The sequence below is a fragment of the Scytonema sp. PRP1 genome (assembly GCF_036697665.2).
Classification (GTDB): Bacteria; Cyanobacteriota; Cyanobacteriia; order Cyanobacteriales; family Nostocaceae; genus Kalymmatonema; species Kalymmatonema gypsitolerans.
Map to the genome: position 1 here is coordinate 133,023 of NZ_JBAHYJ020000104.1, position 26,505 is coordinate 159,527.

The window sequence follows — 26,505 nt, forward strand, 5'->3', positions numbered from 1 at the left end:
CCGGTTTTGTCTTGCGCCAAAACCTCCCTGCCCCTAATCCCCAGAGGGGACCCCAGTTCCCCGCAAGCGGGGAGGGGATTAAGGGGAGCCAGCGCTGCAGGAGGGTTTCCCTCCGCAGGCGACTGGCGTGTGGGGTTGAAATATCACGGAAATCATAACTAATTAACCAAACTTAATATCAGGAAGAGAAAAATTTTTTTGACTTTTGACTTTTAACTTATTACCTTCGCTTTTAACTTTTTAAAAAGGATTGAAAATGATGGAAAAATACAAACCGTTTTCCTGCCATGTGTCTTTATCCCCAGAGATGGAAATGATTGGAATACCCCAGTCCAAGCGGGCAGTAAGGCGGTTTTCTAATTGTAGGCGCAATCCTAAGCCTGCAGAAACAAGTGTATTATTATCTAACTCGGAACTCGGGCTGGTTTCTCTACCAGAACGGTTCCAGCCTGTGCCAACATCGAAAAAGGGCGTTACTTGTAAAACGCTGTTGCGTTCAGAGAAGCGGACAATCGGAATTCGTACTTCGGCAGAAGCAAAGATGCCGTTATCTGTGAGTAAGGCATCTTGGCGGTAGCCTCGCACACTTTCCAAACCACCTAAACCAAATTGTTCAAATGGCACAAGCGGTCGATCTGCCAACTGCACATCTGCTCTGAGTAACAGTAGGGTATCACGAGCCAACAGGCGCACCCACTGTGCTTGTCCTCTCCAAGCAACGAAACTCTTGGAATCAAAAGCGTCAAGTCCGAAACTGAACTGAGAACGCAAGGCAAAAACTTGCTGGCTATTGCGTTGCGTCCAGTCTTGAAAAAAACGCAAAGCGGTGACTTGCGTTTTTCCTTCTTCATCTGCGCCGAAAGCCGGAAAGGGAATTTCGCCATTGAGTAAACTGGCTTCGCTTTCCCGGCGAGTTGCACTCAAACCCAATGCTAATTCCTGAGTTGGAGATTGTATGATGGGCTGGCGTAGTGTGAGTTCATAGTAGCGAGAGTTGGACTGGATATCAAGCACACTAAAGGGTCTTTCAATCACATCGCTGTCAGAAATTCCAAAGCTAAAGCTCACAGTGCCATTGCGGGGATTAAAGGGAACAGAGTAGCTAAAATCGAAGGTATTGCTGCCATCAGTATTGGTGTAAGCAGCGATAACGCTATCTCCCCATCCCAACAGATTGGCTTCGCTGAGTTGGATTTGGCGGCGAAAACTCCCTACAGCAGGAGAACGCCCATTATCTAGGGCTATCTGTAGGTTAAAAGTATCTGCTTCTGTGACTCGTATTTCTAGCAAACTCACCCCTGGACGCGAACCTGCGGAGAGTTCGGCTGACAGGTTTTCAATCAGGGGATTGAGTTGTAAGATTTGCAATGCTTCCAGCAGGCGATCGCGATTTAAGGGTTTGCCTGTGGCTAGGGCAAGGCGGCTGCGCACATAGCCAGGATTAAGTCTGCGTGTGCCTGATACTTTGATGTCTTCCAGTGTACCCTCAACCACCTGGATTTCTACGACACCTCGTTGAAGCTTCTGCGGTGGGATAAAGGCTCCGGATGTGATGTATCCTTTGCTAACATACAAGTTAGAGATTTCTGTACGTATTTGGTAAAGTTCTGCAAGTGTTATCGGTCGTTTCGTATAAGGTGCGGTGATTTTGGCAAAATCTTCACGACTAAAGACACTGCTGCCTGTGATTTCAAATTTTTCAACAGTGATGGTTTGGGGAGTTTCCTCAAATGGGGCTTGTTCGGGACTGGGGGGTGTTGTGGTGGGTGGAGGAAGTAATTCCTCTAGTGGCGGTAGGCGGGAGGGAGGTGGCTGTTCTGGCAGTTGCTGGTTAGAAGGCGGCTGGTTCTCCCGCCGTGGAGTGGTTTGAGCAGGGGTTTGGGCGCGCTGCGTAGATAGTTGCGTTGTATTAATGACTTGCGCTTGCAGTGGTTTTACTGCTATTGTACTCATGAGTGCAACCAAGCTCAAGCAATGCCAGTGTTGATATAACCCTGAGTTTTTGCGAAGTTTACCGAGCATGACAAGAGAACACAGGTATAGGATTTAGCGTCGCTGCTTGAGCAACAAGGATGACATCACCGTTAGCATCGACGATCCATCCTTGCGCTTCGACAATTTTAGGGGAATCTGGGCTTTTGGGCAAAAAATTAGAACGATAATCGTTATTTAGCGAGGAATTTCTCGAATTTGCGCGATTTTTCATCTCATTGTGATTTTCATTCCCAAAATTCCCTACTTCTGCTTGTTTCCTTGTCCCCTTCACTGATAAGGTTTAAAAAATTCGCTCAAATTGAAGAATGTTGGCTCACCTCTACCAAAAATTAACGGTAGCTTCCCATCCCATTTATCTAATGCTCGATTTTGCAAAATTTCTGGAGTTAAAGTTTCATGTAGCACCTTATGTGCTTCCGCCTCTCCTCTTGCCAGATTAACCTTTGCCTCTGCCTCTTTTGATGCTTTGAGTGCGACAAACCCTGCCCGTTTTGCTTCCTGTTCAGCAATTTGTTTCGCCTCTACCGCCTCATCAAATCTCTGAGAAAAGTGAACATGCACAAGGGAAACATCATCAATAGCTACATGATAATTTGCCAGTCGTGCAGTTAATACGTCATCTACTTCAGCTTTCACTTCTCCCCGTTTAGTAATTAATTCTTCAGCAGTATAATTTGCCATAACCGCCTTGAGAACTTCTTCAATTGCTGGATTGATAATTCGGTCTACAACGTTTTTTTCATCTCCTATCTGTTGAAATATCGCATTTGCCTCATCTGGAATGATATGCCAGTTGAGCGCTACATCTGTGAAAATATCCTGTAAATCTTTTGAAGAAGCTTCAGCAGAAATATCCTGTTTTTGAACTCGAATGCTTAATTTCTTAACTGTATTAACGACAGGAATAATAACATGAATACCTTCTCCTAATACCGTGCTTTGCACTTTTCCAAATTCCATCAACACTCCCCGTTCTCCAGCATTAACAACCACAAAAGGTGTAAGAAAAATAGTGATAAGACATAAAAGTGCAGTGAGTTTACTAGCACCGTTAAAAGCTTTATTTTTTTTCATAACTGACTTGAAAACGGCAACGTTTTAATAGTGTTCAGTAAACAAGAGTTTAAGAAGATCGCAGAGTAGGAACGCAGAAATCAGCTTGATCACATAAACTTTTATGGGCAAGAAACACCTAACGATTTGTGGTCTAATCATAGAATAAGCGCTGGAAATACCTGATAGTTTCATGTCAATATGGTGTCTGCTTTCTCAGAGTAGCAAAATATTGTTTTTAAGTAACATTACTATATTCAGCAGGGGTTTAATGTAACTTTTTGCACAATTAACGTATTCACTCAGATAAAATTTGAACTTGATTGTATGAAAGAGCAAAAAACTACAGTACATTGGGAAGCATACCGTATTTCATAGTACATCAATAGGAGTATGTTATTGCCGCACCTTGCAAACAAGTTTATCGAAGGCAAACCACAGACGAGTGCAAAGAAAGCCGACAGCCTATACTTTGCTACCCAAACTTAAGCAGGAAGCAAGGTCACAGTGCCTTCAATACGGTACGGGAACGCCATGTTCATCCCTCAAAGATCCCCGCTAGCCTACCGAAGATCGGGGAAATTAGCCCTTAATTTTACATTAGTCCACGGAGGTGGACTTTGCTTGTGTAGTAGCGAATTATATTCGCCAATGACTTTTCTTTCTCTTTCTCTTTCTCTAAAGTTCAATACAGTTCAGTTAAGGATTGATCCTCCCTAGCCCTCCTTAAAAAGGAGGGGACTAAGCCCCCTTTTTAAGGGGGTTGGGGGATCTTAACAAAACTAAACACCACTAACTGAACCGTATTGCTCTAAAGTTAGGGATTTCCAAGAAATAAATTATCCATCTTGTGGGGGAGCCAGCGCCCTGCAGGAGGGTTTCCCGACAGAGGCGACTGGCGTTGGGCAGGAAAGCCCGCCCTGAATACAAAGGACGGGTGGGGACACCCATCCCACAAGAAAATTTGGGATTTTTTTTTATTTGGAAGTCCCTTATACAAATCTGTTACGAAATCGTAAGATTTGAAAAGCTGATGTTCTTCCCCAAATGATAGAAATTTCCTCTAAAATCAAATATTCTTTATTGGCGCTGCTAGAGCTGGTTAAATGTTATGAGCAGGGAGAATTCTTGCAAATAGAGCAAATAGCATCTTCTCAGCAAATACCAGACCGCTATCTTGGACAGCTTTTGATGCAACTGCGCCGATGTGGAATTGTCCGCAGTCAACGCGGAGTTAAAGGGGGTTATCAATTGGGCAAAGCACCTGACGAAATCACGATGTTGGAGATTTTGACTTGTCTGGAAGGTTCTGGTGTCCAAGAACACAGGGAGCAAACCCAATCAGCGACAATGGAAAATATGATGATCCAAGAAGTATGGCAGGAAGCAGCAAAAGCAGCAATGGCAGTTTTTGGACGTTATACCCTCAAGGATTTGTACGAGAAACAACAGGAGAGGAAACGGTTGAATCCAATGTATTATATTTAACTTACAATGCTCAGATTCCCGACTTCTTTAAGAAGTCGGGAATCTTGTATCTGGGAAACCCGACCCGGATAAGTGGCTACACCAAAGTTCCCCTCCCCGCCAGCGGGGAGGAGTTAGGGGTGGGGTTCTGTAATTATGGCTGATTTACCAGACATCATAATTACAGCAATTTTCAATTAATTAGACTACGCCAAGAAACCTAACCCCCCAACCCCCTTCCCTACTAGCGTTGGGGGAAAGATTCAAAGCCTCTCTCCTTATAGGACAATACAGTTCAGTTAAGGATTGATCCTCCCTAGCCCTCCTTAAAAAGGAGGGAACTAAGCCCCCTTTTTAAGCAGGGCTGTTTCATTCCCTAAAACTAGTAAAATTGCAAGTGTTGAGGGGAAAAAATCATGGATGCAAATCTGATTGAACAACTGCGGCTTGTTGAAGATTTTAGAACGACTGATGGTCGAAGACATCCACTGTGGCTAGTGTTGCTATTTGTAATAATGGGCACCATGAGCGGATATATCGGATATCGCGCATGGGGGGATTTTGTCAAACGGCATCGTCGTGCGCTCATAAAAACATTTGGAATAGAAAAACATGGTGTTCCTTCTTACTCAACTATAAGACGAGTAGTGATGGGTGTAGACTTCGATAAACTTGCCGCAATATTTAATCAGTGGGCTAACCAATACGTTGATTTGAAGGCTCAAGAGTGGTGTAGCGTCGATGGTAAAAGTATTAAAGGTACAGTTGAAAACTACGATTCATGCGCTCAAAACTTTGTCAGTATTGTATCTGTGTTTGCTAGTAAAAGAGGACTAGTTTTAGGTATGCAAAAATTTGATAACAAGAAGGAAAGTGAAATTGTAATTGTACAAAATTTAATTGCAGCATTGGATATAAAAGGTGCGGTATTTAGCTTTGATTCACTGCATTGCCAAAAAAAACTTGCAAGCAAATCATAAGTAGTAGCAACGACTATGTGATTGCTGTTAAAGATAATCAGCCCACATTACATCGCTATATTAAACGCATTGCTGCACTGAGAAAACCAGTCAGTCGTCATCTTGAAACGGAAAAAACTAGAGATAGGTTTATAACACGTAGCGTCGAAGTTTTTAATGATTTAACTGGAATTAGTCCGCAGTGGACGGGTATTAAGTCTTTAATCCGAGTTGAAAGAGTCGGAACTCGCACGGGTAAAGCATATCGTCAGGTAGTCCATTATATTAGCAGTATTGTGAGCACAGCGAAAGAATTCGCCTGTGGTATTCGCGGTCATTGGAGTATTGAAAATAACCTCCATTGGCTCAAGGATGTGGTTTTGAATGAAGATAATTCGACTATACGTATGGGTAATGCTCCTGCAAATCTTTCAGTTATGCGAGCGATTGCCCAAGGGGCAGTGCGCTCCGCGCAATCGCACTCAATGTCCTGCGCCGAAATGGTCATACTTCCATCACAACTGCTCAAAGATTTATCTCTCATGATATTGACAAACTTCTTGCCCTTGTGGAATGAAACAGCCCTGCCTTTTTAAGGGGGCTGGGGGATCTTAAGAAAACTAAATACCACTAACTGAACCGTATTGCCTTATAGGAGAGAGGAATGGAAGCGAGGTCACAAATGTGGTTCATTTACCTAAAAACCGCTATATACACATTCACCTTGCAAAGGCGCAGCTAACAAAGTGCTCTAGGGAATAGTCATTTTTGATAATAAATGGTCTAACTTAATTACTACAAGACATAACTTACAACCGCGTGATTTTATTGGCATAGACTTCAACTTCTGTACCAGCCTCCAAGTGCCAAATATTACTTTTCATCATCTCTTGGGTGGCTTGTTGGTTGCGCTGGTTAAGCTGAGGTACGATCGCCTTACTAGCGCCTTCTAAAACTGCAGCAGGGATGTTTCTTTGTTGTTCGGTTTGGTTACAGTAGTAGTCACTATCGCTACCACCAATACGACCACAGGGAACAAGTTTTGTCTCAGGACGGTTAAGTATATCTCCTACTTGACCGAGACCCCCCAACAAACCTGAAAATGTATCATTGGCTGCTATCTTTCCGGATTTATCAGGATATTTTCTAGCAAGTAACGGTCTTCCTCCAGGTTTGCGAATTTTTATTGCATCCGGAGGTAGGCGAATTTCTGTGATATTGCCGTTATTTTGGAAATTCACTGCAACTACAGAGAGTTGTACCCATCCGCCTTCGGTGATTTGCTTAATTTGAGTGACTAATTCAGTATTTTTAGGAAGTGCGATCGCCCCATCTACAGATTTCAATGGTTCCCTCAAACGCACCACAAATTGACTGTCATCTTTATTATTATTGTTATTACTACTACTATTATTAGTCCCTGGTCTATTTGCTTCTCCAGCGATATCAGCCGCTAGAACAGCTTTAGCCTTGGTTCCTATTGCGATCGCTTTACCACCATACTGTTTTGTCTGGTTTGAAGCTAGTGATTGTTCCTGAGGAGTAGTTGTTGTATTTGTTCTATTTGGAAGAGGTTGTCTTGCCCTGGTATTCAGTTCAGAAGCTAAAGGAGCTGGAGGAGAACTGGCTACCTGTGGTACGGTTGGTGTTGGAGTTATTGATCTATTTGCTGATAAAGCTTCTCCTACATCCGATGGCATTGGGATTGGGGTGAGTTCTGGTACAGAGGTGAGCTCAAATGTTGCGCTTGGAGTAGCAGTGACTGTTGGTTGAGGAGTCGGAGTCGGAGTAGCCCGAGGAGGCTGAGGAGACTGAGTAGGAGTAGGTTGCGCCTGCGCTACACGCTGAGGAACTCTGACAATTCGTTCAACAACGCGAGGTACGTAAACAGTTCGTGGTGGAGTAGGTACCCTTTGTACCACCACGCGTGTTACTGGTTGTGGCTGAGATCTTGTTTGTGTGGGAGTTGGCGTCGCCCTTGGAGGGCGTACAGTTCTCAACTGTAGTTGCGCTTCTTTCACTGCTTTTGCTTGTTCAGCTAATGCAAGTTTTGTTTTTAGGATCTCAATTTCTTGTTCCGGTTTTAATTGTTCTGTTTTGTTCGATTCATTCGTATTCTGGGTTATCGTCGGCGCAATTTTTCGCGGCTGTTGGTTATTTCCACTCATTAATTGAGAGAGAAAAATACCAGCTATCACAACCCCAGACAGGGTAGCAGCACCCACCACAGCTACTTTGGCAAAAGGATTAGATGAGAATCGTTGTTGTGTGCGAAGTGAGGATGGATGAGACTGCGGTACTTCGTCATTACTACTAGCATTACTATTACTAGCAGTCTCAGAAGCACTGCTTTCTTCTTTGGATGGAGGAATTTCTTCTTCTAAACCAACCAAATTTGCCATCCGCTGATGCCAATCTGATGATTGTCCTTCTTGCGGTTGACGAAATTTTAATTCAGCGTCTAAATTTTCATAATTGGAGGAATTGTTAGACGGTTTCTTAGGGCTTGGTAGTTGAGTCATTTCTGTACTTCCATCATTTTCTTGGAACAGTTGTTATCTTTGATATCGCAAATATTAGAAATTTCTAGCCTCGCTTCGTTGAGGCGGTATATTGCTGAGTCTAGAGGATTTTGTGGATTGGGTATGCTAATTGCTTGTGTATCTAATGCTCGAATAAATATTTTTTTATTAAAAGGAATTGCTTCCCCATTTTTGTTATTATAACCTGCAAAAATCAATCGATTAGCAGCTATCTCTACTTGCCATTGACCATCAGCTATTTTCTCTGGCTGAGAAATACTGCGAACTAATAATACACTTTCTGCTCCCACGGGATTCACCAAAACATTTTTAGGAATTGCCTGACTCATCTCTGCTTGAACTTTTCGCCTAATATCACCCGTTAAAAGTTCTGAAGTTGTTTGCCAAACTGTTTGTGGTGGTTGTTTGTCTGACCAAGTAAACATCATGGTCATTGTTTCACCAACGAAACGCCGAATTGTTTCTGGATTGCGTTCTAAATTTTGTTGGGAATTTACTGTTATGGCACGACCATCAACAAGTTGCACTAAACTTTGTGGTAAATTACCACTCAGCCTTTTCAACAGAGAACTATGAAACATCAGCAACAATATGGTAAACACATGCAACCCAAATGTTGCGACAACGAATATGGAAAGAATATTAGTTTTGTTGTTTTTTGGAGTAAATAACATTATTCTGTCCTACCTATCTTGTAAAGCTGCCAGAATTGGGAAGGTCGCTACAGCGTTGTAACCGAGTTTGTGGCGAAGAATCATAAGGATTGGTTAAACATAAATCGCTGACTTCATAAATTTCTAGCTTTTGGTCACGGACACTATAAATAGCTTTTTGTACTGGAGTAATACTGTTTGCTAGGGGATGATCAAAAGAATCTACTGCGCGTACTAAAAAATCTTTATTAAAAGGAGTTAATAACTTTTTATTATCACTACGTCTCACCTGTACTATATTAGCAACCATACCAACTCGCCACCGACCAGGCGCGATTTTTTCAGGAGGATAAACCCGCTGGATAGCTAACTGCGCTGTTAACGCTTGGTTCTTGTTTTTAGAAAAAACTTCTGGCGGCGTCATATCCGCAATAAGTGCCAAGAAACCTTGACGAAAATCTTCTGAAAGTCCAAAACTTGCAACCCAACTACTTGTAGAAACTCTTTTTGTGAGATTTTGTGACGTACTAATAAGTATTCCTGCATCAGCTTTGGGGTTAGTCACGTCTTCAACCGTTGCTGCTGGAAGTCTTCCAGACCAGTCGAACATAGCAGCCATTGTCTTACTAACAAATTGGCGAATAGCTTCAGGTTCTCGTTCAAGAGTGTTGGTTTGAGGTACTATTTTACCATCAATAACTTGCACGAACGTAAGGGGCTTTCTTTGACTGACTTCGTAAATACGCAAGCCTTGAAATAATAAAAAAATGACGGTCACAAAATGCAAACCAAAAGTAAAAATAGTAAATATCGTTAAAAGATTGACTGCTGATTTTCTTTCTTGTAATAGCTTAGTCATACTTTCAGTCACCTCCGGGTTATTTTATTCTTCCTTTATTCGTCAAGAACTCAAGTTCCACAGTTTCTAGCTTAAATCGATTTTCAATTGAATGGATTACAATTTAATTTTCTTGTGAGATGGGCGTCTCGCCCGTCTTAGATTTAGGGCGGGCAAGATGCCCACCCCACAAAAACTATATTCAATTGCCTCGTTCCCAGCCTGAGGCTAGGAATGCCTACTGAGAGGCTTCCTGCCTTAAGAGCGTTACTAGCCGCTTTAAGGGCATTTCCAGGTGGAACCACCGCGCACGAGATTTTAAAAGGGTTTTAGCTTAAGTTGACACCAATGGCTTTCCGGCCCACCTCACAAAAAGTATATTCAATACTTATGAATGTAGGGTGGGCACTGCTAACAAGGCTTGAAAACAATGAAAGTCTTTATGTCCAGTGCCCACCCTACGGTTATTGAGAATGGTGCGAGATGTCAGTTAAAACGGAATTCGGCTATTACTCAGATCTTGCACCCAACAAGAGCCAGAGGCTCTAATATCTCGTTACCAGGTTGAACCTGGTAACGAGGGTTTGGAGACTTCGCCGACTCACTGTTGCAACAGGTGGAAGATCTCAGATTAGACTCCTTGCAAAAGTATGATATAGAGATAGACATAACAACAGATGAACACAGATTAACATAGATAAGTTATCTGTGTGCATCTGTGTCCATCTGTGGTTTTATTTTCATAAATTTGACTTTTACAAGAAATTTATTAGCCCTACAATTTCTTCCAAAGTTTGTCCATAAGGTACTTCCAAAAAATAAATTATTCAATATGAGTGGGGTGGGCATCCTGCCCGCCCTGTTTATAGGACGGGCTAGAAGCCCATCCCACAAGAAAAAATTGCATACTTTTTAATTTGGAAATCCCTAAAATGAAATCGCCCTACAATTCACCTCCTGACATTTTAAACTTTTGTACAGACATCTAAACTCTTTCCTGCACCCACACAGCAGTATTGCTGATAGCATTAAAAACTGCAAATCCTCCCGCAGCAGCTAAACCTAAAGACATAATCGGTGCTAAAATTCCTAACAGAATCATAAACCACATTAAATCTGGATCAGCATCAAGATTTTGCGCTGGACCATTCACAATCACAGCCGCTGATACCGCAGCAACAATATTAAAAGAAATCTTGGCAATACCAATAGCCAACAATCCAGTCAGCCACGCAAAAATCGGTTTACCAGCCACAGGGAGCAAATATCCTCCAACAGCTAAAGGTCCTAAAGCTGCTATCAGTAGCATTGTCACTTCTATTAAATTTTGAAAAGCCGATTGTAAAGAAACTAAAATATTTTTGATAATAGTTTGGGTTGTGGAACCCAGCAAAGAATTAAAAGCTAATTCCGCTGAATTACCATTAAAAGCCAGTATCTCATTGACTTTGAGATCAAGTCTGTCTATCCAAGGTTGTCCACCGTAAGAACCTCTGTATTGCCCCAAGAGAACATCAACTTTTTCCTTTGCTTTAGTGAAACAATCAAGCTGTTGTTGACCAATGAGGGACTGACAAGGACGCAGTAAACCACCAACAACATCTTCAGCAATACTCATATTCAGTGCTTGCTGATAAGTTTGATTGACATCGGCTGCTTCTACAACTTGCTGATTGATTGTGTTGACAAAATCTCGTAATCCCAAAGTTAAATTAGATAGTACAGTGCCGTTACCAGGATTAGCTAATAACAACACGACTACGAAGGGCCAAATTAAAGCAGAGATGGGACGAGAATATTCATTATCAAGCACATCTTTTAGCCACTGCGCCATGAAAAAAAGCAAGGTTCCTACCGCAAAGAAAATACCCAGGTTTGTAAGCGCACCGTATAAATTAGTGTTAGTGTTAGTTTGCAACAAATCAATCCACTGCTGATCCCAACCATCAGCAATGCTTTGTGCAGTCTGGACACCATTCGTTAAAACATCATTGGTGCCATTGGTGCCAATTTGAGCAAAAATATTGAAACCAGAAAACCACATTTTTCTACCATTAATTTATCTTGATTACTTTTCTGGCTTAGCACAGGAGGAGGACTATTTTCTGAGTCAGGAGGATTATTTTCCGAGTCAGGAGGGGTGCTTTCCAAAGAAGGAGCGGCACTGCCTTTTCTAAACAAATCTGTTTGAGAAGTCACTCGCAAAAGTCGTGCGACTTCTGCCGCAGCCTCTACTCTTCTGGCACGGTTGGAATCTTCATTCTGCTGAGAAATGTTTGCCAAATTCAAGTTGGTATACTGCAAATCATTTTGTGATTGGATGCTTCTCCCTAGCATTTCTGCCATTATCTTGGATTGGTCTTTTTGAATTTCTATACTTTGAAGTTGTAATTCTGCTAATCCTTGTATTGCTCTAACTTGGCTATTCATAGGATCATTGCCCTGAAAAGTAGGGATATTGAAGCGTTGTATCTCCACGTTTTTCCTTTGTGCTTCTTGGTAAGATTTCTCGGCATTCCTGACAATATTCTGAGTCGCTTCCAACTTATTTTTTAAACGAACTTGTCCATCTGCGCCTAAAAGAGTGTCAGCAGAACCACGGATAATATAACGGTTAACTTCATTACTAACAATCGAGCCATATATTGCCGGATTCGTTTCAAACTTATCTGAAATCGAATATTGAAATATCTGATTGCGGATAGATTCAGGTGCAGAAACAGGGTTGGGAAGATCAAGGCTCCCTGAAGAATCTGTGATACCTAATTGTATCTGCACCTCAAGAGGCTGAAAAGTTTTAACACTATTGTTATAATTTGTCAGATAATCTCTTAAATTAGCCGCATAAGAGTCAAAATCATTCTTAATTTGTCCCAGATCTCCTGTTCCCAACACTTCTTCCAATTGTTGTGCTATGGCTGGCAAGGTTCCTAAAAATGCCACAGCAAAAAGAGAAGTCATGATGATTTGAGCTTTGCCAAATTTACGCATAATATCAGCTTCGGTTGATGACTTGCTATTTCCTCGGAACCCCACCCCGCCTACGGCACCCCTCCCCGCAAGCGGGGAGGGGACGTTCTTCCCTCGTTCCCAGCCTCAGGCTGGGAATGCCTAGTGGAAGGCTCTGCCTGCCTTAAAAGCGTTACTAGCCGCTTCAAGGGCATTTCCAGGTACAACCTGGAAACGAGATTTTAGAAGGGTTTGCCTCGTTCCCAGCCTCAGGCTGGGAATGCTTACGGGAGGCTCTGCCTCCCTTAACAGCGTTACTAGCCGCCCCCACCGCATTTCCAGGTTCTACCTGGAAACGAGATTATTAATTTACGAGGCTTGAAAATCCCATTTTTACATGCCTCCTCCCTTTCCTTATAGGAGAGGGAGGCTGGGAGGGAGAGGTTAGAGGTGGGGTCTTGGTATATTATTATCAATCTCTCTAAAAGAATTTTGATAATTTTTTTGGAATTTTACCCCCTTGCTTTAATGCCCACGAATTGAGCCTATCAATTGACGTGCAAAATGAGCAACTGCCTCAAATTTATCGCCATATTCCTGCATTGCTTGATTACGTGCAGCTTGTTCATCAGGGTTGTTCGCAACAACTGCCAATTGTTCATAACCTGGATAGTAACGGCAATAAGTAAAAACGCCGTTGTCATCAAGCAGCCATTGGCTGTAGATATCTTCTTTACGCGGGAAAAAGCTTTCTGATGCGTTGCGAGCGATAATTTCGCGGGGATATTTCAAGATTTCTACGAAACTATCAACCGCAACCGGTTGAATGCGCCCGATTAATCTTGTTGATAGGTTTTGCAGAATTTTAGATGAGGCTCTGGATTTGGCAATGGTATCGGGGTCTTGGGCTGATAAGATAACTCTTACACCTGCTTTCGCTCCGTTCGCGCAAAGTCTACCCACCAAATCAGAAATTTGGTCGAATTCAAACAGAATTGGTGCTTCATCGATAAAGAATATCGAAGCCGGACTACTCAAAGCACGTCGCAGTGCTGCGGAATAAGCACTCAAGGACAGCAGCGCCGCATCTTCGCTATCTGACAAGTTTCTCAGTGCAAAAACCAATAGTTGAGCGTCAGTTGGAAAGCTCGAAGGTGCAGAAACGGCTTGTCCTACTCGGCTTTCCAGCCAGAAGCGCAAACGCAGATTTATAATTTCGAGTGCATCATCAATTCTGTCACCTGCGCTATACAAGTTCAGCTGCTCTCGCGAACAGAAGTGCAGAAAATCTCTTAAAGTCGGGGTTTTTTGCCACGCTTGGGTACCAAATCCTCCTTCTATAGCTGCTTTGTATCGCTTTTGAATCCCCTCGTCAGCAAAGAAGGCATTCAAAGCCAAGTTGACAACAGAACGCACGGTTTGCGTCAGCAGTTGATTGCCGCTTGAGGAACCGAGTACCATTGTCATCAAGGCAGACTCCAGAAATGCCACGTAATCTTGCAAGCGTTCGCGCTGTTCTTCGTAACTTAAAGAACGCAAGTCTGGCTGTTCAAATAAGTTATTTGATTGTTTGGAGATATCAAAATAAGCTCCTTTATCCCCAACAAAAGCCGTATAGTCGGTGAAAGTAGAAGTACCATCGGGTTTAGGGAAATCTAGCGCGACTACTGGCATATTATGTGCCAAAGCCTGGGTTAAAATCCCTGATACCAACACTGATTTACCAGCTCGAGTTGTGGCAAACAACGCGAGATTCTTGTGCTGGTTAAATAAATCTAAATGTATTGGTGTCCCGCCTTCGTCAGCGATGAGTTCAAAGCCTCTCTTATCGCCTGCTCTAGTTGTCACCAAAGGTATCAATCCCCACACTTCATTTGTGAGATACAATTGACGACGGTTAAAGGGTTTCGCTAACAAAACGTCCCAAACAATTGGCAGAGTTTGCAACCAAATTTTCCAAGCATATTCCGTTTCTCTAATAACTTGTGCCGGACGTTGAAAACAGTTTTCTATATACCTGCATGCTTCGTCTAATTTTTCCAAGCTTTGACGATGCACCAAAATAGCCGTTGCCGTATTAATTGGCAACGCACCTTCATAAATTTGTTCTTGCGCTGCGACAGATTTCCTCAATTTTAATTGGGCGGCAACATCAATAGTATTCCCTTTTTCTTGTGCTACCTTTGTTGTCACATTCGACTGCTTAAGTACCCGCTGTAACGTCGTTTTCACTATCGCCGGATTCGCCGCCGTCAACTGACAAAAAATTTCCGTATCCACAATTGCATCCCTGGCAAGAAGTTCCCACAGATAACGCAGTTGTGAGGTTTTATTCTGCCAACCTCCCGGTTTTTCTAGAAATGTCATCACGCCAACATAGCGATTTTTCAAATTCACCCATTGACGATCAGCAACAGGTACGTTTGACTCCATCAATAATGTCGTGCTGTGGATATTTTCTAGCAGTAGCTTACAACTCGATAAGTCTGAATAAATTTTTTCGTGCAGTCCATTTTCATCGAAAACAAGTAACTGGGGAATCTCTATTGCTTCAGTCTGGTTAAATCGTCCCCAAACTTCTTGCCACAGTTCTGTAGCTGTCAATGCTTTGATATCTAAACCCCATTTGTTAGATAAAATTTGTTCCCAGCGCCGAAATCCCTCAGTATAAGCATTAGAAATAATAGTTTCTAGTCGCTGATTTCCCCTTTCTGCTGTTTCTCCCTTAAATTCATGCCACCAAGATTCTGCTTTTGCTAAGAATTTCTCAATCCAATCATCAGCCCCTTTCGCATCTGGTTCTACTGTATAAGTCACGTACACGCGCAGAAATTTCGGTTTACGGATACCAGCGCGAGTCAGCTGTTGTATTCTGGCTCTCTCAGACGTGAGCAAATATTGTATGCTGGGCGATGAGGTTTTTTGTACAAGCGATGCAAGTTCGTGTTGACGCTTTGTATCTGAAGAAAAAGACCCCAAATGAAAAGTCACTCTCTCCTCGCCGGGAAGGTCTTTTAAACCAGCTTCTATATTGTTACAAATTGTATCTATTTGCTCGCTTCTTAAAGTCGTATGAATGCCTTTGCAGTCAAATCCAAAAACAAAGCAAAACCTATCTCTTTGACCCCCTTTTGTCAAAATATATGCACCAACATCCCTGCCATCAACTGCAACACGCAGCATTGTGGCAAGATTGAGAGCATCTTCAAAAGGTGTTAACCTATTTACTTGACCTGCGATGCCTACGCTTTGTTTTCCTATTTTGTCTTTCATACCGAAACTCTAAAAAGCTTTTATAACGAGCAGTGCCTCTTGTCCAGGTCGGAACACCCATAAACTTGCTCAAAAATCGCCAACTTCTGCCGCCACTTAATATCCACCAAGTTGCCATTCCCCAGCCAGCAATTAAAATTGTCCACAACCATTTCTGCCATTCATCGGCAAAGAAACTTCCAAAGAAACCATTCACAATGAAGTAGGACGTTAGGGCAATGATTGCCCAAGGAAAGATTTGATCAGCAGGAATTGGTCCTAAGGAAGGTTGGGCTCCCAGTATTTGATTGACGGGTCGAAATTCTTTGTCTCGGTCTTCAGCCATATGAATTCTCCGACTTAGCCAATGATAAAAGATGTCAACACATCAGCGATGGTAACAGCAATGACTACTAACAAGGGTGTTCTGGCGACGACTTGCCAATCTTCATCTTTACGAACCGCGTTAATAACACCGATCAAGGCAACAGCGATATAGAGTAAGTAAAGCGCTCGTAGAACGTTAAACACCAAACTTATTGCGGCAGTAGAGGCAGCCCCTTGTTGCGAACCCTGAGTCAATGTGTTTTTGAAAAAGTTTTCTGCTTTGCCGAAAAATTGAGCTGCTGCTGGATCGCTAAAGTAGTCTAGCCAAAATAAACTGAGAATTGCTGATAATGCCAGAGTTTGCAATAAAATCAGCCACTGTTTCGGTAAACCTATCTGTTGTCCTATTCGCCCAATAACTGCTACAGTTATGCTTCCCACAACCAAGCAAAATAGCAGAGTGGGACTTTTCCAACAAATAACTGTTAAGAAAACAGCACAAGTCAGCAAAAAGAACACAGATGCCAACAAATCAGTGAACAGGTCTTTTACTCGATACAGTGCTTCCCTAGATGTAGATTTCACAGGCATGGACTAACTTTCCTAACTTTCCTAAGTTTCCTAAGTTCTTTTAAGAGAAACAACTTGCGCTCTTTCACTGCTATAACTCTTTAGATAATGTATCATTTAACTCCAGGATACTTTTGCCTTGCCACGATTGACTATCACACCCTTGCTAGTGTATAATATTATACAATTATTATTAAAAATAGGAAGAACCAATGGATAATATAACACACCTAAGAATAATTGTGTGTTGATGAATACGATTTTTGTTTTTCAATCTTACATGAAATAATAAACAAAATATAGGTATGTAGCATAAGCTAGGGAACGATTTTCATCAATTCACTTTTCATTTTATCAAAAATGACTCTTTTTGTTAAAAAGCATACAAAAATACTGTTATTAATTCTTAGATTACCTTGTCTTAACTTAAACGTTATAAGTAGGTCATAAAAATAAAGTTAACTTGTTAGGTTCGCCATTAGTCTTGGACGCGAGTTTCAGGCGTTTTTACATTTCTTAGCCTAGTTCTGTTTATTTCTACTTATCTATTTACATTTTCATCTTTCTCTGTATTGTACGAATTTTGCTTAAAGGGTTTTTAAGGCAGAACTCGTGTTTACAGCAATTCTCTTTTCATTTTATAAGTGGGAAAAATTTAATCATTGCCTAGAGTTTTGTGGAAAAATTTTAGGGCTTGTTTGTACTTTGTTTGTCTCATAGGACAACTTACAATACGGTTCGGTTAGCTTGTTTATCGCGCTGGGATCTTCCTAACCCCCGATGAATTGGGGGGCTATTTTCCTTCTTTACCCCCTGTTTTAAGGCAATACGGTTCAGTTAGAGCTAAAAACCTGATTTTGCATACATTAGATCTCTTGCATCTCTTTGATTCCATCTGTGTCCCATGAGTGCCCATTTGTGGTTAATTATTCTTTTTTTTGGAATGAATCCAAGAAATCTATTGCGTTGAGGAACCAAACCCAACCGCGGCTTTGTTAGGTAGAGCGATCGCTCTACCCAAGCTACAATTATCCTTAACTGAACCGTATTGCTTTTTAAGGCAGGGCTGTTTCATTCCCTTGAGCATCACTCGGTTTTTGCACCCTAATCTATAAGACAGCAGAGGACATCTGTGGCACAAGAAAATTAGAATTAAGTAGTCGTCAACAGTAGATGTAATTCATCACGTCTACATAACAGGGGGCTATGGTATGCAACAGGTTACCCAACGCAGGCTTTTATCAGCGTTATGTCACGGAGCAATCTTTTTTAGCTCGACAATTGTCTCTATTGGCATACCCATTGCAATTATGTTGACTACCAACGACTCAGTTGTCAAAGCAAATGCCAAAGAATCGCTTAATTTCCACATAAATCTTTACATTTATGCAATTGTATTTGCATTGCTGATTCTTGTGGCGATTGGTATTCCACTGCTGGCTATATTGGCAATTGTGAGTTTTTTAATGCCACTTCTTGCCATTCTTCACGTTCTTGATGATCCTAACGTGCCGTACCGCTACCCGTTTATTTTCCGCGTGGTGTAGTGGAGAAGCTAAAATACATAATTTTTCCTTTCATCATTGCTCTGGTAATTCCCCAAATTGCTCTCGATAACGAGCTAGCATCGATTCGAGTTGGGTAGCACGTTGGCGTTCTTGTTCTGCTTGTTTCTCTGCTTCTCTAAGCGCCTCAACTAACTCATCAGGAACTAACAATTTCTGTCCATTATCTAAGCGGTAAAAGCCAATCAATTTTCCTTCCACTGCTAAACGTAGTTGCAAGAATTCGCTTTGATTATCGGTGATGGCTACATAACTATCTCCCCGCAATCGATACCCCTGCAACTTCTGTTCAATCCACTCTCCCTTGGGGTCAAATAACCAATATTCCTGTACTTCTAATGCTTCGTACAGGTTTTTCTTAGTGTTTTTGTCCTCGTCCTGAGTACTTTTTGATGTCATTTCAAAAATGACCTTTGGAACTTGTTTTTCTTCCCAAATTTTGTAATTGTCTCGTCCCCCTGGTTCTACGTCATAAATAATCATTACATCAGGAGCAACACGCAATTTTGGAAACCCTTCGGCATAATACAAAAATTGGTTTGCTAAAACTGTAGCTCGACTACCAAGTAGGTATTGTCTGAGGACTTCTAGGGTAGTTAATATGGCGTAGAGATGGTCGTATGTTTCTGCCACAGGCTCTCCATCGCTGCTCGGGTAAACAATTCCAGATTTGGAGGGGGTAGGGACAACAGCGGTCATAGTTGCACTTCCTCAGTGTTATTTTCCTATTTTAGGAAGAAGAACTCAGAACTCAGAACCCAGAAATCAGAAGAGTATAAGAATTTTAAAGATTGCTCAAGGGTTTGATTTAGTTTTTTTCATGACTTTTTTAGGAAATAAATGCGCTCAGATGGTGTGATGAATGCACCTGTCGCAGCTGAGTTTTTAAGTTTTATGGAAAAATTGATTAAGCCTATATTAACTATACCTTTGCTAAAAATTAATGTTTGAATGGTAAGTTAAACTCGGCAAAGGAACAGTTGATACCTTCGAGTGGCAAACAAATCTGATAGTTTCGGTACTTTCGACGGTAGGCATAAATATGCTCAATACAACTATAACAAAGTAGCTTAGCTGTGGTATTGAATTGCAAGTGCAAGGTTTAGTTATTTGCGTAACACTACATAATTCAAGCTTGAGTTGTGCTATTAGGTATGAGTTATCAAGTTTACCAAATATCACCCTGCCTTTTTTGTGTCGCCTGTTCCTCTGCCTTGATTTGTTAGTTAGTCAGGGAGTAACGATGTTAGACTACCAGAATTTTGAGCGGTTTTTGTACAGTCGAATCAAGCGACGCAACCTAATTATTGGAGCAGGAGCATTGACTGGTCTTTTGGTCGCCAGCCAATTCCAGCAACGAGCGATCGCCCAAGTTCCATTCTCCAGTTATCCTTTTACGCTCGGTGTGGCGTCGGGTGAACCGTATCCAACGAGTGTGGTACTCTGGACGCGTCTGGCTCCCGAACCTTTGAATGGGGGTGGGATGCCAGCTGTCAATGTGCCAATTCGCTGGGAGGTGGCAACTGATCCCAATCTGAACAATATAGTAGCAAAAGGCACCGAGATTGCAATTCCAGAATTAGGTCACTCGGTTCGAGTTGTTGTAAATGGGTTGAAGCCCGACACATGGTACTGGTATCGTTTCACATCAGGCACGGAAGAAAGCCCGATTGGTCGGACTCGTACGGCTCCTCAACCAAATAGCGACTTGAGTAAATTTGCCTTTGCATTTGTCTCCTGCCAGCACTATGAGCAAGGGTACTACACGGCATACAAATACTTGGCGCAGGAAGATATCAGCCTGGTGGTGCATACAGGTGACTACATCTATGAGGGAGGAATCACAGCAGGTCGTGTCAGACAGCACAATGGTCCTGAAATTCTCACTCTGGAAGATTATCGTAACCGTCACGCCCTCTACAAGACTGATCCCAATCTGCAAGCAACTCATGCGGCGTTCCCTTGGATTGTCACTTGGGATGACCACGAGGTGGAAAACAACTACGCTGGTGCTATCTCGGAAGTTGATAATGAACCGGATCAAGACCCCCAAGTCTTTCTACAGCGGCGGGCAGTTGCTTATCAGGCTTACTACGAGCATATGCCGCTACGACCCTTCTCCAAGCCCGAAGGACCGGATATGCAACTTTTCCGTCGGCTTTCCTTTGGGAACTTGGCAACCTTCCATGTGCTAGATACACGCCAGTATCGCACGGATCAGCCTTGTGGAGATGGCACTAAGGAACGCTGCCCAGAGAATTTTGACCCAGAAGCAACAATTACTGGTAAGCGTCAAGAAGAATGGCTGTACCAAGGTCTAGATCGCTCCAAGGCTCGTTGGAATGTTCTTGCACAACAGGTTCCTGTTGCACAGAGAGACTTGACACCAGGGGAAGGTGCAACTTTCAGCATGGATAAGTGGGATGGGTATTTGGCTTCGCGCGATCGCCTACTGGGTTTCTTGGAACAACGCAAACCTTCTAATCCCGTCGTTTTGACAGGCGATGTGCATTCCAACTGGGCAATGGACCTCAAGGCTGACTTCAATAAACCAGAATCCGCTACAGTTGGCAGTGAATTCGTTTGTACCTCAATTACCTCAGGTGGAGATGGGGCAGATACGAGTCCCACAGTTGAAGCCTACTTGCCAGACAACCCACACATTAAGTTTTACAACGGTCAACGCGGATATGTCCGTTGTGTGATAACTCCCGCAAGTTGGCAAACAGACTATTTAGTCTTGTCAGACGTGACAACCGAATCTGGCACAATTAGTAACCGTGCTTCATTTGTGGTTGAAAACGGTCGTCCAGGAATACAGAAAGTCTAGAAGAATTGCTGCTTTTTGTTGGGATCTGCCGCTATCACATCTCGAAGGGATATGATAGCGGCTTTCTTTCTTGCAAAATATTGGCAAATTGGCAACCTATTTATTGCAACTGGTGCGATATCTAAATATACCTAATTTGAATAGGTAATCTAAGCTTCAAGCTATAAAAAATTTATTTTTGAAAATCGCAGGAGATTAAGTATGTCCCGGGTGCTGAATCGTCGTCGATTCCTTCAGGGTTCGCTTGCGGCTGCGGCGAGCGTAGGTGTGTCTGCCGTTCGTGCTTCCGCTGTTCGTACTAAGGAAGATTATGTTGAGGCAATAGTTATCGGCAGCGGTTTTGGTGGAGCAGTCGCATCACTGCGCCTTGGTCAGGCAAGAATTGAGACAATCGTATTGGAGCGAGGGCGACGATGGCAAATCACCGACGCTGGTGACACTTTCAGCACATACCAGCAACCAGATGGCCGCTCTACCTGGCTTAGCCCTAGTACAATTGTATTCAACAAGGTTCCTATTGACATCTATACTGGCGTCCTTGATGTCAAGATAGGCGATGGCATCATTGCCTATCGGGGAGCAGGCGTCGGGGGAGGTTCGCTTGTCTACAACGGTGTCACCTATCAGCCGACTCGAGAACTTTTCTACCAAGTCTTCCCACGCACCATCAACTATGAGCAACTCGATTCTGTCTATTACCCACGGGTGCGTTCCATCCTCAACCCTTCTCCAATCCCGGACGACATTTTACAAACGAACTACTACTTGTCAAGCCGCATCTTCTTAGAGCAAGCAGCCAAGGCTGGTCTCAAAGCTCGCAAGCTTGACATCGCTGTTGATTGGGACATCGTGCGTCAGGAAATCCTAGGTCAGAAGGTTCCTTCCGCCATCACAGGTCAAGTCTATTACGGTATCAACAGTGGGGCGAAAAACAGTTTAGACCGCAACTACCTGAGCATGGCAGAAGCGACTGGAAAAGTCGAAATCCGACCCTTGCATGTGGTCACTTCTATAGAGGAATTCGAGAAAGAGCGTTTCCGAATCACCTGCAATCAAATCAACGAGCAAGGGGAAGTGCTTGCCCAAAAGTCTTTTGTTTGTCGCTATCTGTTTTTGGCAGCTGGTTCGATTGGAACCACTGAATTGTTGCTGCGTGCCAAGGCAAATGGCACATTGCGCCGCCTCAACAATCAGGTAGGGAAGTTTTGGGGGACTAATGGCGATGCGGTCAGCGCTGTCATCACCAATGGTCCGACTAATCCTACGCAGGGTGGTCCAGCAGCAACAGTGATTGAGCATTTCGACAATCCAATTGCCCCGGTGGTCACTGAGCAACTCCCCTTTCCGATTGTTCCAGAAGCTGTCATTACTTCTGTTGGTCAGGCAATTGCTAAACCAGAAGGGTATCTCACATACAATGCTTCTACGCAGTCAGCTGATCTTTTTTGGCCCAGCGACTCAGCTAATAATCAGAAAAATACTCAGGCTCTGCAGTATACCTACCAACTGCTCAATCAAGCCAATGGTACAACTTTGACTCAACCGCTTGACTTTAGTGCCACAGCTCACCCTCTTGGCGGTGCAACAATTGATGCGGTGTGCAACACTTACGGGCAGGTCTACGGCTATCGTAACTTGTTTGTTGTGGATGGTGCTCTGATCCCAGGCTCGACAGCCTGCACTAATCCCTCGTTCACCATCGCTGCTTTAGCGGAACGGAGCATGGAGCGCTTTCTCAACCGGAGTGCTTGAGATCAAAAAATACAGCAGAATTCAGGAGTCAGGAGTCAGAAGTCAGAAGTAAAATTCGCTCTATATCTGGCTCTTGAGTTAAAAAGGTGTACCTCATTAACTTACAAACCGCTGTATAAGTTTCAAAAGGTCGTGGCGGCGAAGTTTCGAGTTTTGAGTTATTTTGTAGTTTATGAATACTGCCACTCGCCTACAAATACTCTTAGCCGATTCCCCTATCGGCACTGTATTACCTGCGATCGCTCAAATGAACCTTCCTCACTGGTGGTTAGCAGGTGGTGCTGTACGAAATACTGTTTGGAGAAAGATCTTTGGCGATTGCGCTGAGCGCAGCGCCCTTACGGGCGATCGCTGTCAATTAATCATCAAAGATTTTGACATTGCATTTTTTGATGCCGAGGGAGACCGTTCCCAAGAATTAGCAGCCAAGACAAGCCTGAGTGAACAATTTCCTCATTACCTATTCGATGTCAAAAATCAAGCGAGTTTTGCTCGTTGGCGTTCTGGTCGCAGAACATACACCAGTACAGAGGATGGCATTACAGACTGGTTGCACACCGCTACTGCTGTGGGTGTGAGGCTGGATGCACAAGGGGAATGGCAATTTTTCACCCCTTATGGCTTGGATGATTTATTTGCTGGCATTATTCGACCCACACCAGCACATACCAATAACCCAGATGCAGAACGCAAGGCGGCTGAGTTTTTGCAAAAATGTCCTTGCTTACAGCGCTTATTCTTATAATTAGACCACAAATCGTAGGGTGGGCATAGCCCGTAAAAACCCGGTGTACATTTGAGATATTGGTGAGCAATGCCCACCTTACAAAAAACCGGTGTAACGCTGGCATAAGTCAATACGCTTGGTGATAAGGCAAGATCCCCCCTAACCCCCCTTACTTAAAAAGGGGGGGAATGTAGCCCCCTTTTTAAGGGGGTTGGGGGATCTTTAAGGATTAAGACCACTAACACCAACCGTATTGTGGCATAAGTGGTTTTTGTTGATGCAAGCGTTAGCAACTTAGGAAAAAACTATCTATCCCGCAAGCGGCGTCACCCAGGCAATGTAAAGACGCGCCATGGCGCGTCTCTACACCAAATATCAGTAAAAAACCTGAATTCAAGCGTATTACCCTATACTGATAGAAAGCAGCTTAATTCGCCGCAGGTTGTGCTTCTTGATAAATGATTTCCTGAAACTGAATCACATCTTTATGTGGATCAGCGTGAAAGACCTTAACTAACAGCTGTTCGCCCAACTTCACAGAACGTTTAAATAACATTGGCAACTGTAAGCCCAAATCTTCTAGCAAGATAAGAGCTAAGCCACTGTCTTCTCTCAACCACATCAGCACTGTTGCTTCCCAAATTTCCTCAGGATGACGGCGCAGATACTCTAAAGCCCAATATCTATTCGTTTGCCGTTCTACCATCGTCACTTCTTGGGTGATTGAAGAGACGGTCATCATGACTTCTTTCAATTGTTCTGCGGAAAAGGGCAGAATTTCACCGCGTAGATGAGCTTTCAGTTGAAAGTGAGTGAGCAAATCACTATAGCGACGGATGGGGGATGTGGCTTGGGTGTAAGTCTCTAAACCTAAACCAGCATGACGCACGGGGGTGATGCTCATTTCGCTTTTGGGCATACAACGCCGCATAGCACAGGCGCGAACGAATCCTGCTGGCAGCTGTAATAGTTCCTGCTCAGGAGGTAATTCCGGCTGTGGCTGACCGCGAAAGGGTAAGGGAATGTTATGCTTTTGACCGTAACGAGCAGCAACTTCACCGGCAACAATCATCATCTCGGCTACCAATTGCCGTGCTGTGGAGTCTTCTAAGACTTCAATACTAATATCGTCGCCTTTGACTTTGATCATTGCCTCCGGCATATTGATACTGATTGCTCCTTGGGCATACCGCCAAGTTTTCCGTCTTCGTGCCCAATTGGCGATCGCCGCAATTTCTGATTCCGTCTGCAACCCCAAATCCAACATTTCATCGACATCTTCGTAGGTTAGGCGATACGTTGGTTTAATCAAACTTGGATGAATGCTATAATCTGCTACTGCTCCAGTGTCATCTAAAACAATCCCAAAACTCAGAGCACAACATACCTTTCCCTGCACCAGACTCATTGGTCCTGTTGCTAGAACCTCAGGGAACATAGGAACCATACCTGTGGGCAAATAAACTGTACTGCCTCGCTTACGAGCGTCTAAATCTAACTCGTCTTCTGGCATCAACCAGCGCGTAGGATCAGCAATATGCACCCACAACCGCTCTGTGCCATCGGGAAGTAATTCCCAACTTAGACCATCATCTATCTCGGTAGTACTTTCATCATCGATTGTATACACCTTCAGATGGGTCAGATCCAAGCGGTTGACATCTTGATCGGGCGGATGTGATTCCAATCGCTGTTGCGCCACTTCTAATACCTTGCTAGCAAATTGTACGGGAATTGACGAACGACGCACAAATAAGTTCTCATGCGGACTCCACCACCCCAAGTCTACTAACAATTGAAAGGATCCTTGGGGGGTTGCGGGGCGTCCCAGCATATTCATCGTTTCCAAGACTAACGCTGGGGGAGGATAGGCGCGAGCGAGAGAGTCATAGTTTAACCCCACACGTATAATATCAGCAAGTAGCGCCGCATATTTTTCCAGGGCTTCCAAGCGGTGGCGGTCGTGGCGTTGCCACTCTACTGGTTCACCCCTGAGCGCTTGTTCTACTCTAGCGAGAAATTCTTGCTGTCCCTTAGCTTTTAGCGCCTCTATCTCAAGCTGGTGTTTGCGTTCCGCTACTTGAGATGCACTCCGTGGCTCGTAAGCCTCTCCCTTCTGCTTAAAGTAAATTTTATCGTCTGATAACAAGTAATACGCTGCGTAGCGATGAGGTGCTTCTGATTCTGAAAACAGGAGATTTGCCATTTCGGCTGGCGTCACTGTTTCCCCGCCTTCTACCAGTAATTCCCAAGCCACCTCTAAACTGGAGGGGTCTAAATAAGGCTTTACCTCCTCCAGAAACTCCGGGATCTGCGAAGGCTTGTAGGCTTCCCCGGTCACTGCGTAGCTGATTTGCCGAGGTGCGAGACTGTGGGCTTGACCCCGTTCATCTACCACAAACATACGCGCTTTGCCGTCTGGACGGTCTACTACACCCAAACGGCGATCGCTACCAAGTCGAAATTCAACTAGCGTCCCCTTCTCCACAAGCCTTGCAATTATTGATATGCGTGAATTTTGATTTTTGATTTTGCTGTTGAGTTACGAGTTAGGAGTAAATAACTCATCACTCTTAACTCATCACTCTTAACTATTATTAGCCTTCGGCATTGATAAACGGCAACAAAGCCACAAGCCGAGCGCGTTTAATTGCTAATGTCAAATCTCGCTGTTGCTGAGATGTCAGCCCAGTAATGCGCCGAGGTAGTATCTTACCCCGCTCGGTGACAAACTTACGCAACAAATCTACATCTTTGTAATCAATTGGTTCTCCCGGCTTAATCGGGGATAGACGACGACGGTAATAGCTCATTGTTACTTAATTTCCTTGTGAACGGTATGTCTGTTGCAGTGAGGGCAGAACTTTTTCAGTTCTAGTCTGTTGGTTGTGTTCCGACGATTCTTCGTACTTGTATAACGCGAAACACCGGGAGAGCGCTTGTCTACGTTAGTCCGACACTCAGTACACTCCAGTGTCACTATTATGCGGACACCTTTACTCTTAGCCATAATCTTACAAAAATC

Annotated in this window: 20 protein-coding genes and 1 pseudogene; 6 read left to right on the forward strand and 15 right to left on the reverse strand. The window is 43.4% G+C overall.

Features of this window, described 5'->3' with window-relative positions; translation table 11 throughout:
* Nucleotides 1-240 precede the first annotated feature (240 nt).
* The 3 genes from V5G28_RS27525 to V5G28_RS27535 are packed head-to-tail and all read right to left on the reverse strand — an operon-like array spanning nt 241 to nt 3,069.
* The gene (locus V5G28_RS27525) at nt 241-2,022 is read right to left on the reverse strand and encodes a ShlB/FhaC/HecB family hemolysin secretion/activation protein (RefSeq protein WP_332996481.1); all 1,782 of its coding nucleotides are present in this window, start codon (nt 2,020-2,022) and stop codon (nt 241-243) included.
* Complete coding sequence (locus V5G28_RS27530) at nt 2,012-2,206, reverse strand: hypothetical protein (RefSeq protein ID WP_332996483.1); 195 nt, start codon at nt 2,204-2,206, stop codon at nt 2,012-2,014. Before V5G28_RS27530 ends, V5G28_RS27525 begins: the two co-directional genes overlap by 11 nt.
* 56 nt (nt 2,207-2,262) lie before the next feature.
* A complete protein-coding gene (locus V5G28_RS27535; protein ID WP_332996485.1) occupies nt 2,263-3,069 on the reverse strand; it encodes a prohibitin family protein in 807 nt (268 codons plus the stop codon).
* Nucleotides 3,070-4,095: 1,026 nt separating this feature from the next.
* Here V5G28_RS27535 and V5G28_RS27540 point away from each other — a divergent pair.
* Nucleotides 4,096-4,536 (forward strand): RrF2 family transcriptional regulator, encoded by a 441-nt coding sequence (locus tag V5G28_RS27540; protein WP_332996487.1) that lies wholly within the window; start codon nt 4,096-4,098, stop codon nt 4,534-4,536.
* A 395-nt stretch (nt 4,537-4,931) separates the two neighbouring features.
* Nucleotides 4,932-6,070, forward strand: a pseudogene (locus V5G28_RS27545) (ISAs1 family transposase).
* Between the two features lie 213 nt (nt 6,071-6,283).
* On the opposite strand, the gene V5G28_RS27550 reads toward V5G28_RS27545, so the two are convergent.
* The 8 genes from V5G28_RS27550 to V5G28_RS27585 all read right to left on the reverse strand — a co-directional run bounded on the left by V5G28_RS27550 (nt 6,284) and on the right by V5G28_RS27585 (nt 16,627).
* Nucleotides 6,284-7,996 (reverse strand): hypothetical protein, encoded by a 1,713-nt coding sequence (locus V5G28_RS27550; RefSeq protein ID WP_336231380.1) that lies wholly within the window; start codon nt 7,994-7,996, stop codon nt 6,284-6,286.
* Nucleotides 7,993-8,694 (reverse strand): hypothetical protein, encoded by a 702-nt coding sequence (locus tag V5G28_RS27555; RefSeq protein ID WP_442994297.1) that lies wholly within the window; start codon nt 8,692-8,694, stop codon nt 7,993-7,995. The genes V5G28_RS27550 and V5G28_RS27555 overlap by 4 nt, the downstream gene beginning before the upstream one ends.
* A 10-nt stretch (nt 8,695-8,704) precedes the next feature.
* Nucleotides 8,705-9,529 (reverse strand): hypothetical protein, encoded by an 825-nt coding sequence (locus V5G28_RS27560; RefSeq protein WP_332996496.1) that lies wholly within the window; start codon nt 9,527-9,529, stop codon nt 8,705-8,707.
* Between the two features lie 964 nt (nt 9,530-10,493).
* Nucleotides 10,494-11,552 (reverse strand): hypothetical protein, encoded by a 1,059-nt coding sequence (locus V5G28_RS27565; protein ID WP_332996498.1) that lies wholly within the window; start codon nt 11,550-11,552, stop codon nt 10,494-10,496.
* The gene (locus tag V5G28_RS27570; protein ID WP_336231381.1) at nt 11,489-12,469 is read right to left on the reverse strand and encodes a hypothetical protein; all 981 of its coding nucleotides are present in this window, start codon (nt 12,467-12,469) and stop codon (nt 11,489-11,491) included. Before V5G28_RS27570 ends, V5G28_RS27565 begins: the two co-directional genes overlap by 64 nt.
* 513 nt (nt 12,470-12,982) lie before the next feature.
* Complete coding sequence (locus tag V5G28_RS27575) at nt 12,983-15,730, reverse strand: hypothetical protein (protein WP_332996503.1); 2,748 nt, start codon at nt 15,728-15,730, stop codon at nt 12,983-12,985.
* Nucleotides 15,678-16,055, reverse strand: coding sequence for a hypothetical protein (locus V5G28_RS27580; protein ID WP_096562943.1), 378 nt, complete (start codon nt 16,053-16,055; stop codon nt 15,678-15,680). The genes V5G28_RS27575 and V5G28_RS27580 overlap by 53 nt, the downstream gene beginning before the upstream one ends.
* A gap of 14 nt (nt 16,056-16,069) precedes the next feature.
* Nucleotides 16,070-16,627, reverse strand: a complete 558-nt coding sequence (locus V5G28_RS27585) for a hypothetical protein (RefSeq protein ID WP_332996505.1) — start codon at nt 16,625-16,627, stop codon at nt 16,070-16,072.
* A gap of 1,190 nt (nt 16,628-17,817) precedes the next feature.
* Here V5G28_RS27585 and V5G28_RS27590 point away from each other — a divergent pair.
* Nucleotides 17,818-18,153: a DUF4870 domain-containing protein gene (locus V5G28_RS27590; RefSeq protein ID WP_096562945.1), complete on the forward strand. Its 336-nt coding sequence runs from the start codon at nt 17,818-17,820 to the stop codon at nt 18,151-18,153.
* A gap of 33 nt (nt 18,154-18,186) precedes the next feature.
* Here the strand turns inward: V5G28_RS27590 and V5G28_RS27595 are convergent, their stop codons facing one another.
* The gene (locus V5G28_RS27595) at nt 18,187-18,870 is read right to left on the reverse strand and encodes a Uma2 family endonuclease (RefSeq protein WP_332996508.1); all 684 of its coding nucleotides are present in this window, start codon (nt 18,868-18,870) and stop codon (nt 18,187-18,189) included.
* Between the two features lie 544 nt (nt 18,871-19,414).
* On the opposite strand from V5G28_RS27595, the gene V5G28_RS27600 reads away from it, so the two are divergent.
* From V5G28_RS27600 to V5G28_RS27610, 3 genes are all read left to right on the forward strand, one after another.
* Entirely contained in the window at nt 19,415-21,001 is a 1,587-nt protein-coding gene (locus V5G28_RS27600; protein ID WP_332996510.1) for an alkaline phosphatase D family protein, read from the forward strand.
* 201 nt (nt 21,002-21,202) lie between these two features.
* Complete coding sequence (locus V5G28_RS27605; protein ID WP_332996511.1) at nt 21,203-22,753, forward strand: GMC oxidoreductase; 1,551 nt, start codon at nt 21,203-21,205, stop codon at nt 22,751-22,753.
* 172 nt (nt 22,754-22,925) lie between these two features.
* Nucleotides 22,926-23,498, forward strand: coding sequence for a nucleotidyltransferase family protein (locus V5G28_RS27610; protein WP_332996513.1), 573 nt, complete (start codon nt 22,926-22,928; stop codon nt 23,496-23,498).
* A 409-nt stretch (nt 23,499-23,907) separates the two neighbouring features.
* On the opposite strand, the gene V5G28_RS27615 is transcribed toward V5G28_RS27610, so the two are convergent.
* From V5G28_RS27615 to rpmG, 3 genes are all read right to left on the reverse strand, one after another.
* On the reverse strand, nt 23,908-25,968 hold the full coding sequence (locus V5G28_RS27615) for a ribonuclease catalytic domain-containing protein (protein WP_332996515.1): 2,061 nt from the start codon (nt 25,966-25,968) through the stop codon (nt 23,908-23,910).
* 109 nt (nt 25,969-26,077) lie between these two features.
* Entirely contained in the window at nt 26,078-26,293 is a 216-nt protein-coding gene (gene rpsR, locus V5G28_RS27620) for a 30S ribosomal protein S18 (RefSeq protein ID WP_041038502.1), read from the reverse strand.
* Between the two features lie 2 nt (nt 26,294-26,295).
* A complete protein-coding gene (gene rpmG / locus V5G28_RS27625; protein WP_071838423.1) occupies nt 26,296-26,490 on the reverse strand; it encodes a 50S ribosomal protein L33 in 195 nt (64 codons plus the stop codon).
* Nucleotides 26,491-26,505: the final 15 nt, after the last annotated feature.

What these genes read in the sequence shown, in the direction of transcription:
- V5G28_RS27560 (WP_332996496.1), bottom strand. Translation starts at nt 9,529, where the DNA reads ATGACTAAGCTATTACAAGAAAGAAAATCAGCAGTCAATCTTTTAACG.
- V5G28_RS27570 (WP_336231381.1), bottom strand. Translation starts at nt 12,469, where the DNA reads ATGACTTCTCTTTTTGCTGTGGCATTTTTAGGAACCTTGCCAGCCATA.
- V5G28_RS27525 (WP_332996481.1), bottom strand. Translation starts at nt 2,022, where the DNA reads ATGCTCGGTAAACTTCGCAAAAACTCAGGGTTATATCAACACTGGCAT.
- V5G28_RS27605 (WP_332996511.1), top strand. Translation starts at nt 21,203, where the DNA reads ATGTCCCGGGTGCTGAATCGTCGTCGATTCCTTCAGGGTTCGCTTGCG.
- V5G28_RS27575 (WP_332996503.1), bottom strand. Translation starts at nt 15,730, where the DNA reads ATGAAAGACAAAATAGGAAAACAAAGCGTAGGCATCGCAGGTCAAGTA.
- V5G28_RS27585 (WP_332996505.1), bottom strand. Translation starts at nt 16,627, where the DNA reads ATGCCTGTGAAATCTACATCTAGGGAAGCACTGTATCGAGTAAAAGAC.
- rpmG (WP_071838423.1), bottom strand. Translation starts at nt 26,490, where the DNA reads ATGGCTAAGAGTAAAGGTGTCCGCATAATAGTGACACTGGAGTGTACT.
- rpsR (WP_041038502.1), bottom strand. Translation starts at nt 26,293, where the DNA reads ATGAGCTATTACCGTCGTCGTCTATCCCCGATTAAGCCGGGAGAACCA.
- V5G28_RS27595 (WP_332996508.1), bottom strand. Translation starts at nt 18,870, where the DNA reads ATGACCGCTGTTGTCCCTACCCCCTCCAAATCTGGAATTGTTTACCCG.
- V5G28_RS27540 (WP_332996487.1), top strand. Translation starts at nt 4,096, where the DNA reads ATGATAGAAATTTCCTCTAAAATCAAATATTCTTTATTGGCGCTGCTA.
- V5G28_RS27590 (WP_096562945.1), top strand. Translation starts at nt 17,818, where the DNA reads ATGCAACAGGTTACCCAACGCAGGCTTTTATCAGCGTTATGTCACGGA.
- V5G28_RS27535 (WP_332996485.1), bottom strand. Translation starts at nt 3,069, where the DNA reads ATGAAAAAAAATAAAGCTTTTAACGGTGCTAGTAAACTCACTGCACTT.
- V5G28_RS27610 (WP_332996513.1), top strand. Translation starts at nt 22,926, where the DNA reads ATGAATACTGCCACTCGCCTACAAATACTCTTAGCCGATTCCCCTATC.
- V5G28_RS27530 (WP_332996483.1), bottom strand. Translation starts at nt 2,206, where the DNA reads ATGAAAAATCGCGCAAATTCGAGAAATTCCTCGCTAAATAACGATTAT.
- V5G28_RS27565 (WP_332996498.1), bottom strand. Translation starts at nt 11,552, where the DNA reads ATGTGGTTTTCTGGTTTCAATATTTTTGCTCAAATTGGCACCAATGGC.
- V5G28_RS27550 (WP_336231380.1), bottom strand. Translation starts at nt 7,996, where the DNA reads ATGACTCAACTACCAAGCCCTAAGAAACCGTCTAACAATTCCTCCAAT.
- V5G28_RS27600 (WP_332996510.1), top strand. Translation starts at nt 19,415, where the DNA reads ATGTTAGACTACCAGAATTTTGAGCGGTTTTTGTACAGTCGAATCAAG.
- V5G28_RS27580 (WP_096562943.1), bottom strand. Translation starts at nt 16,055, where the DNA reads ATGGCTGAAGACCGAGACAAAGAATTTCGACCCGTCAATCAAATACTG.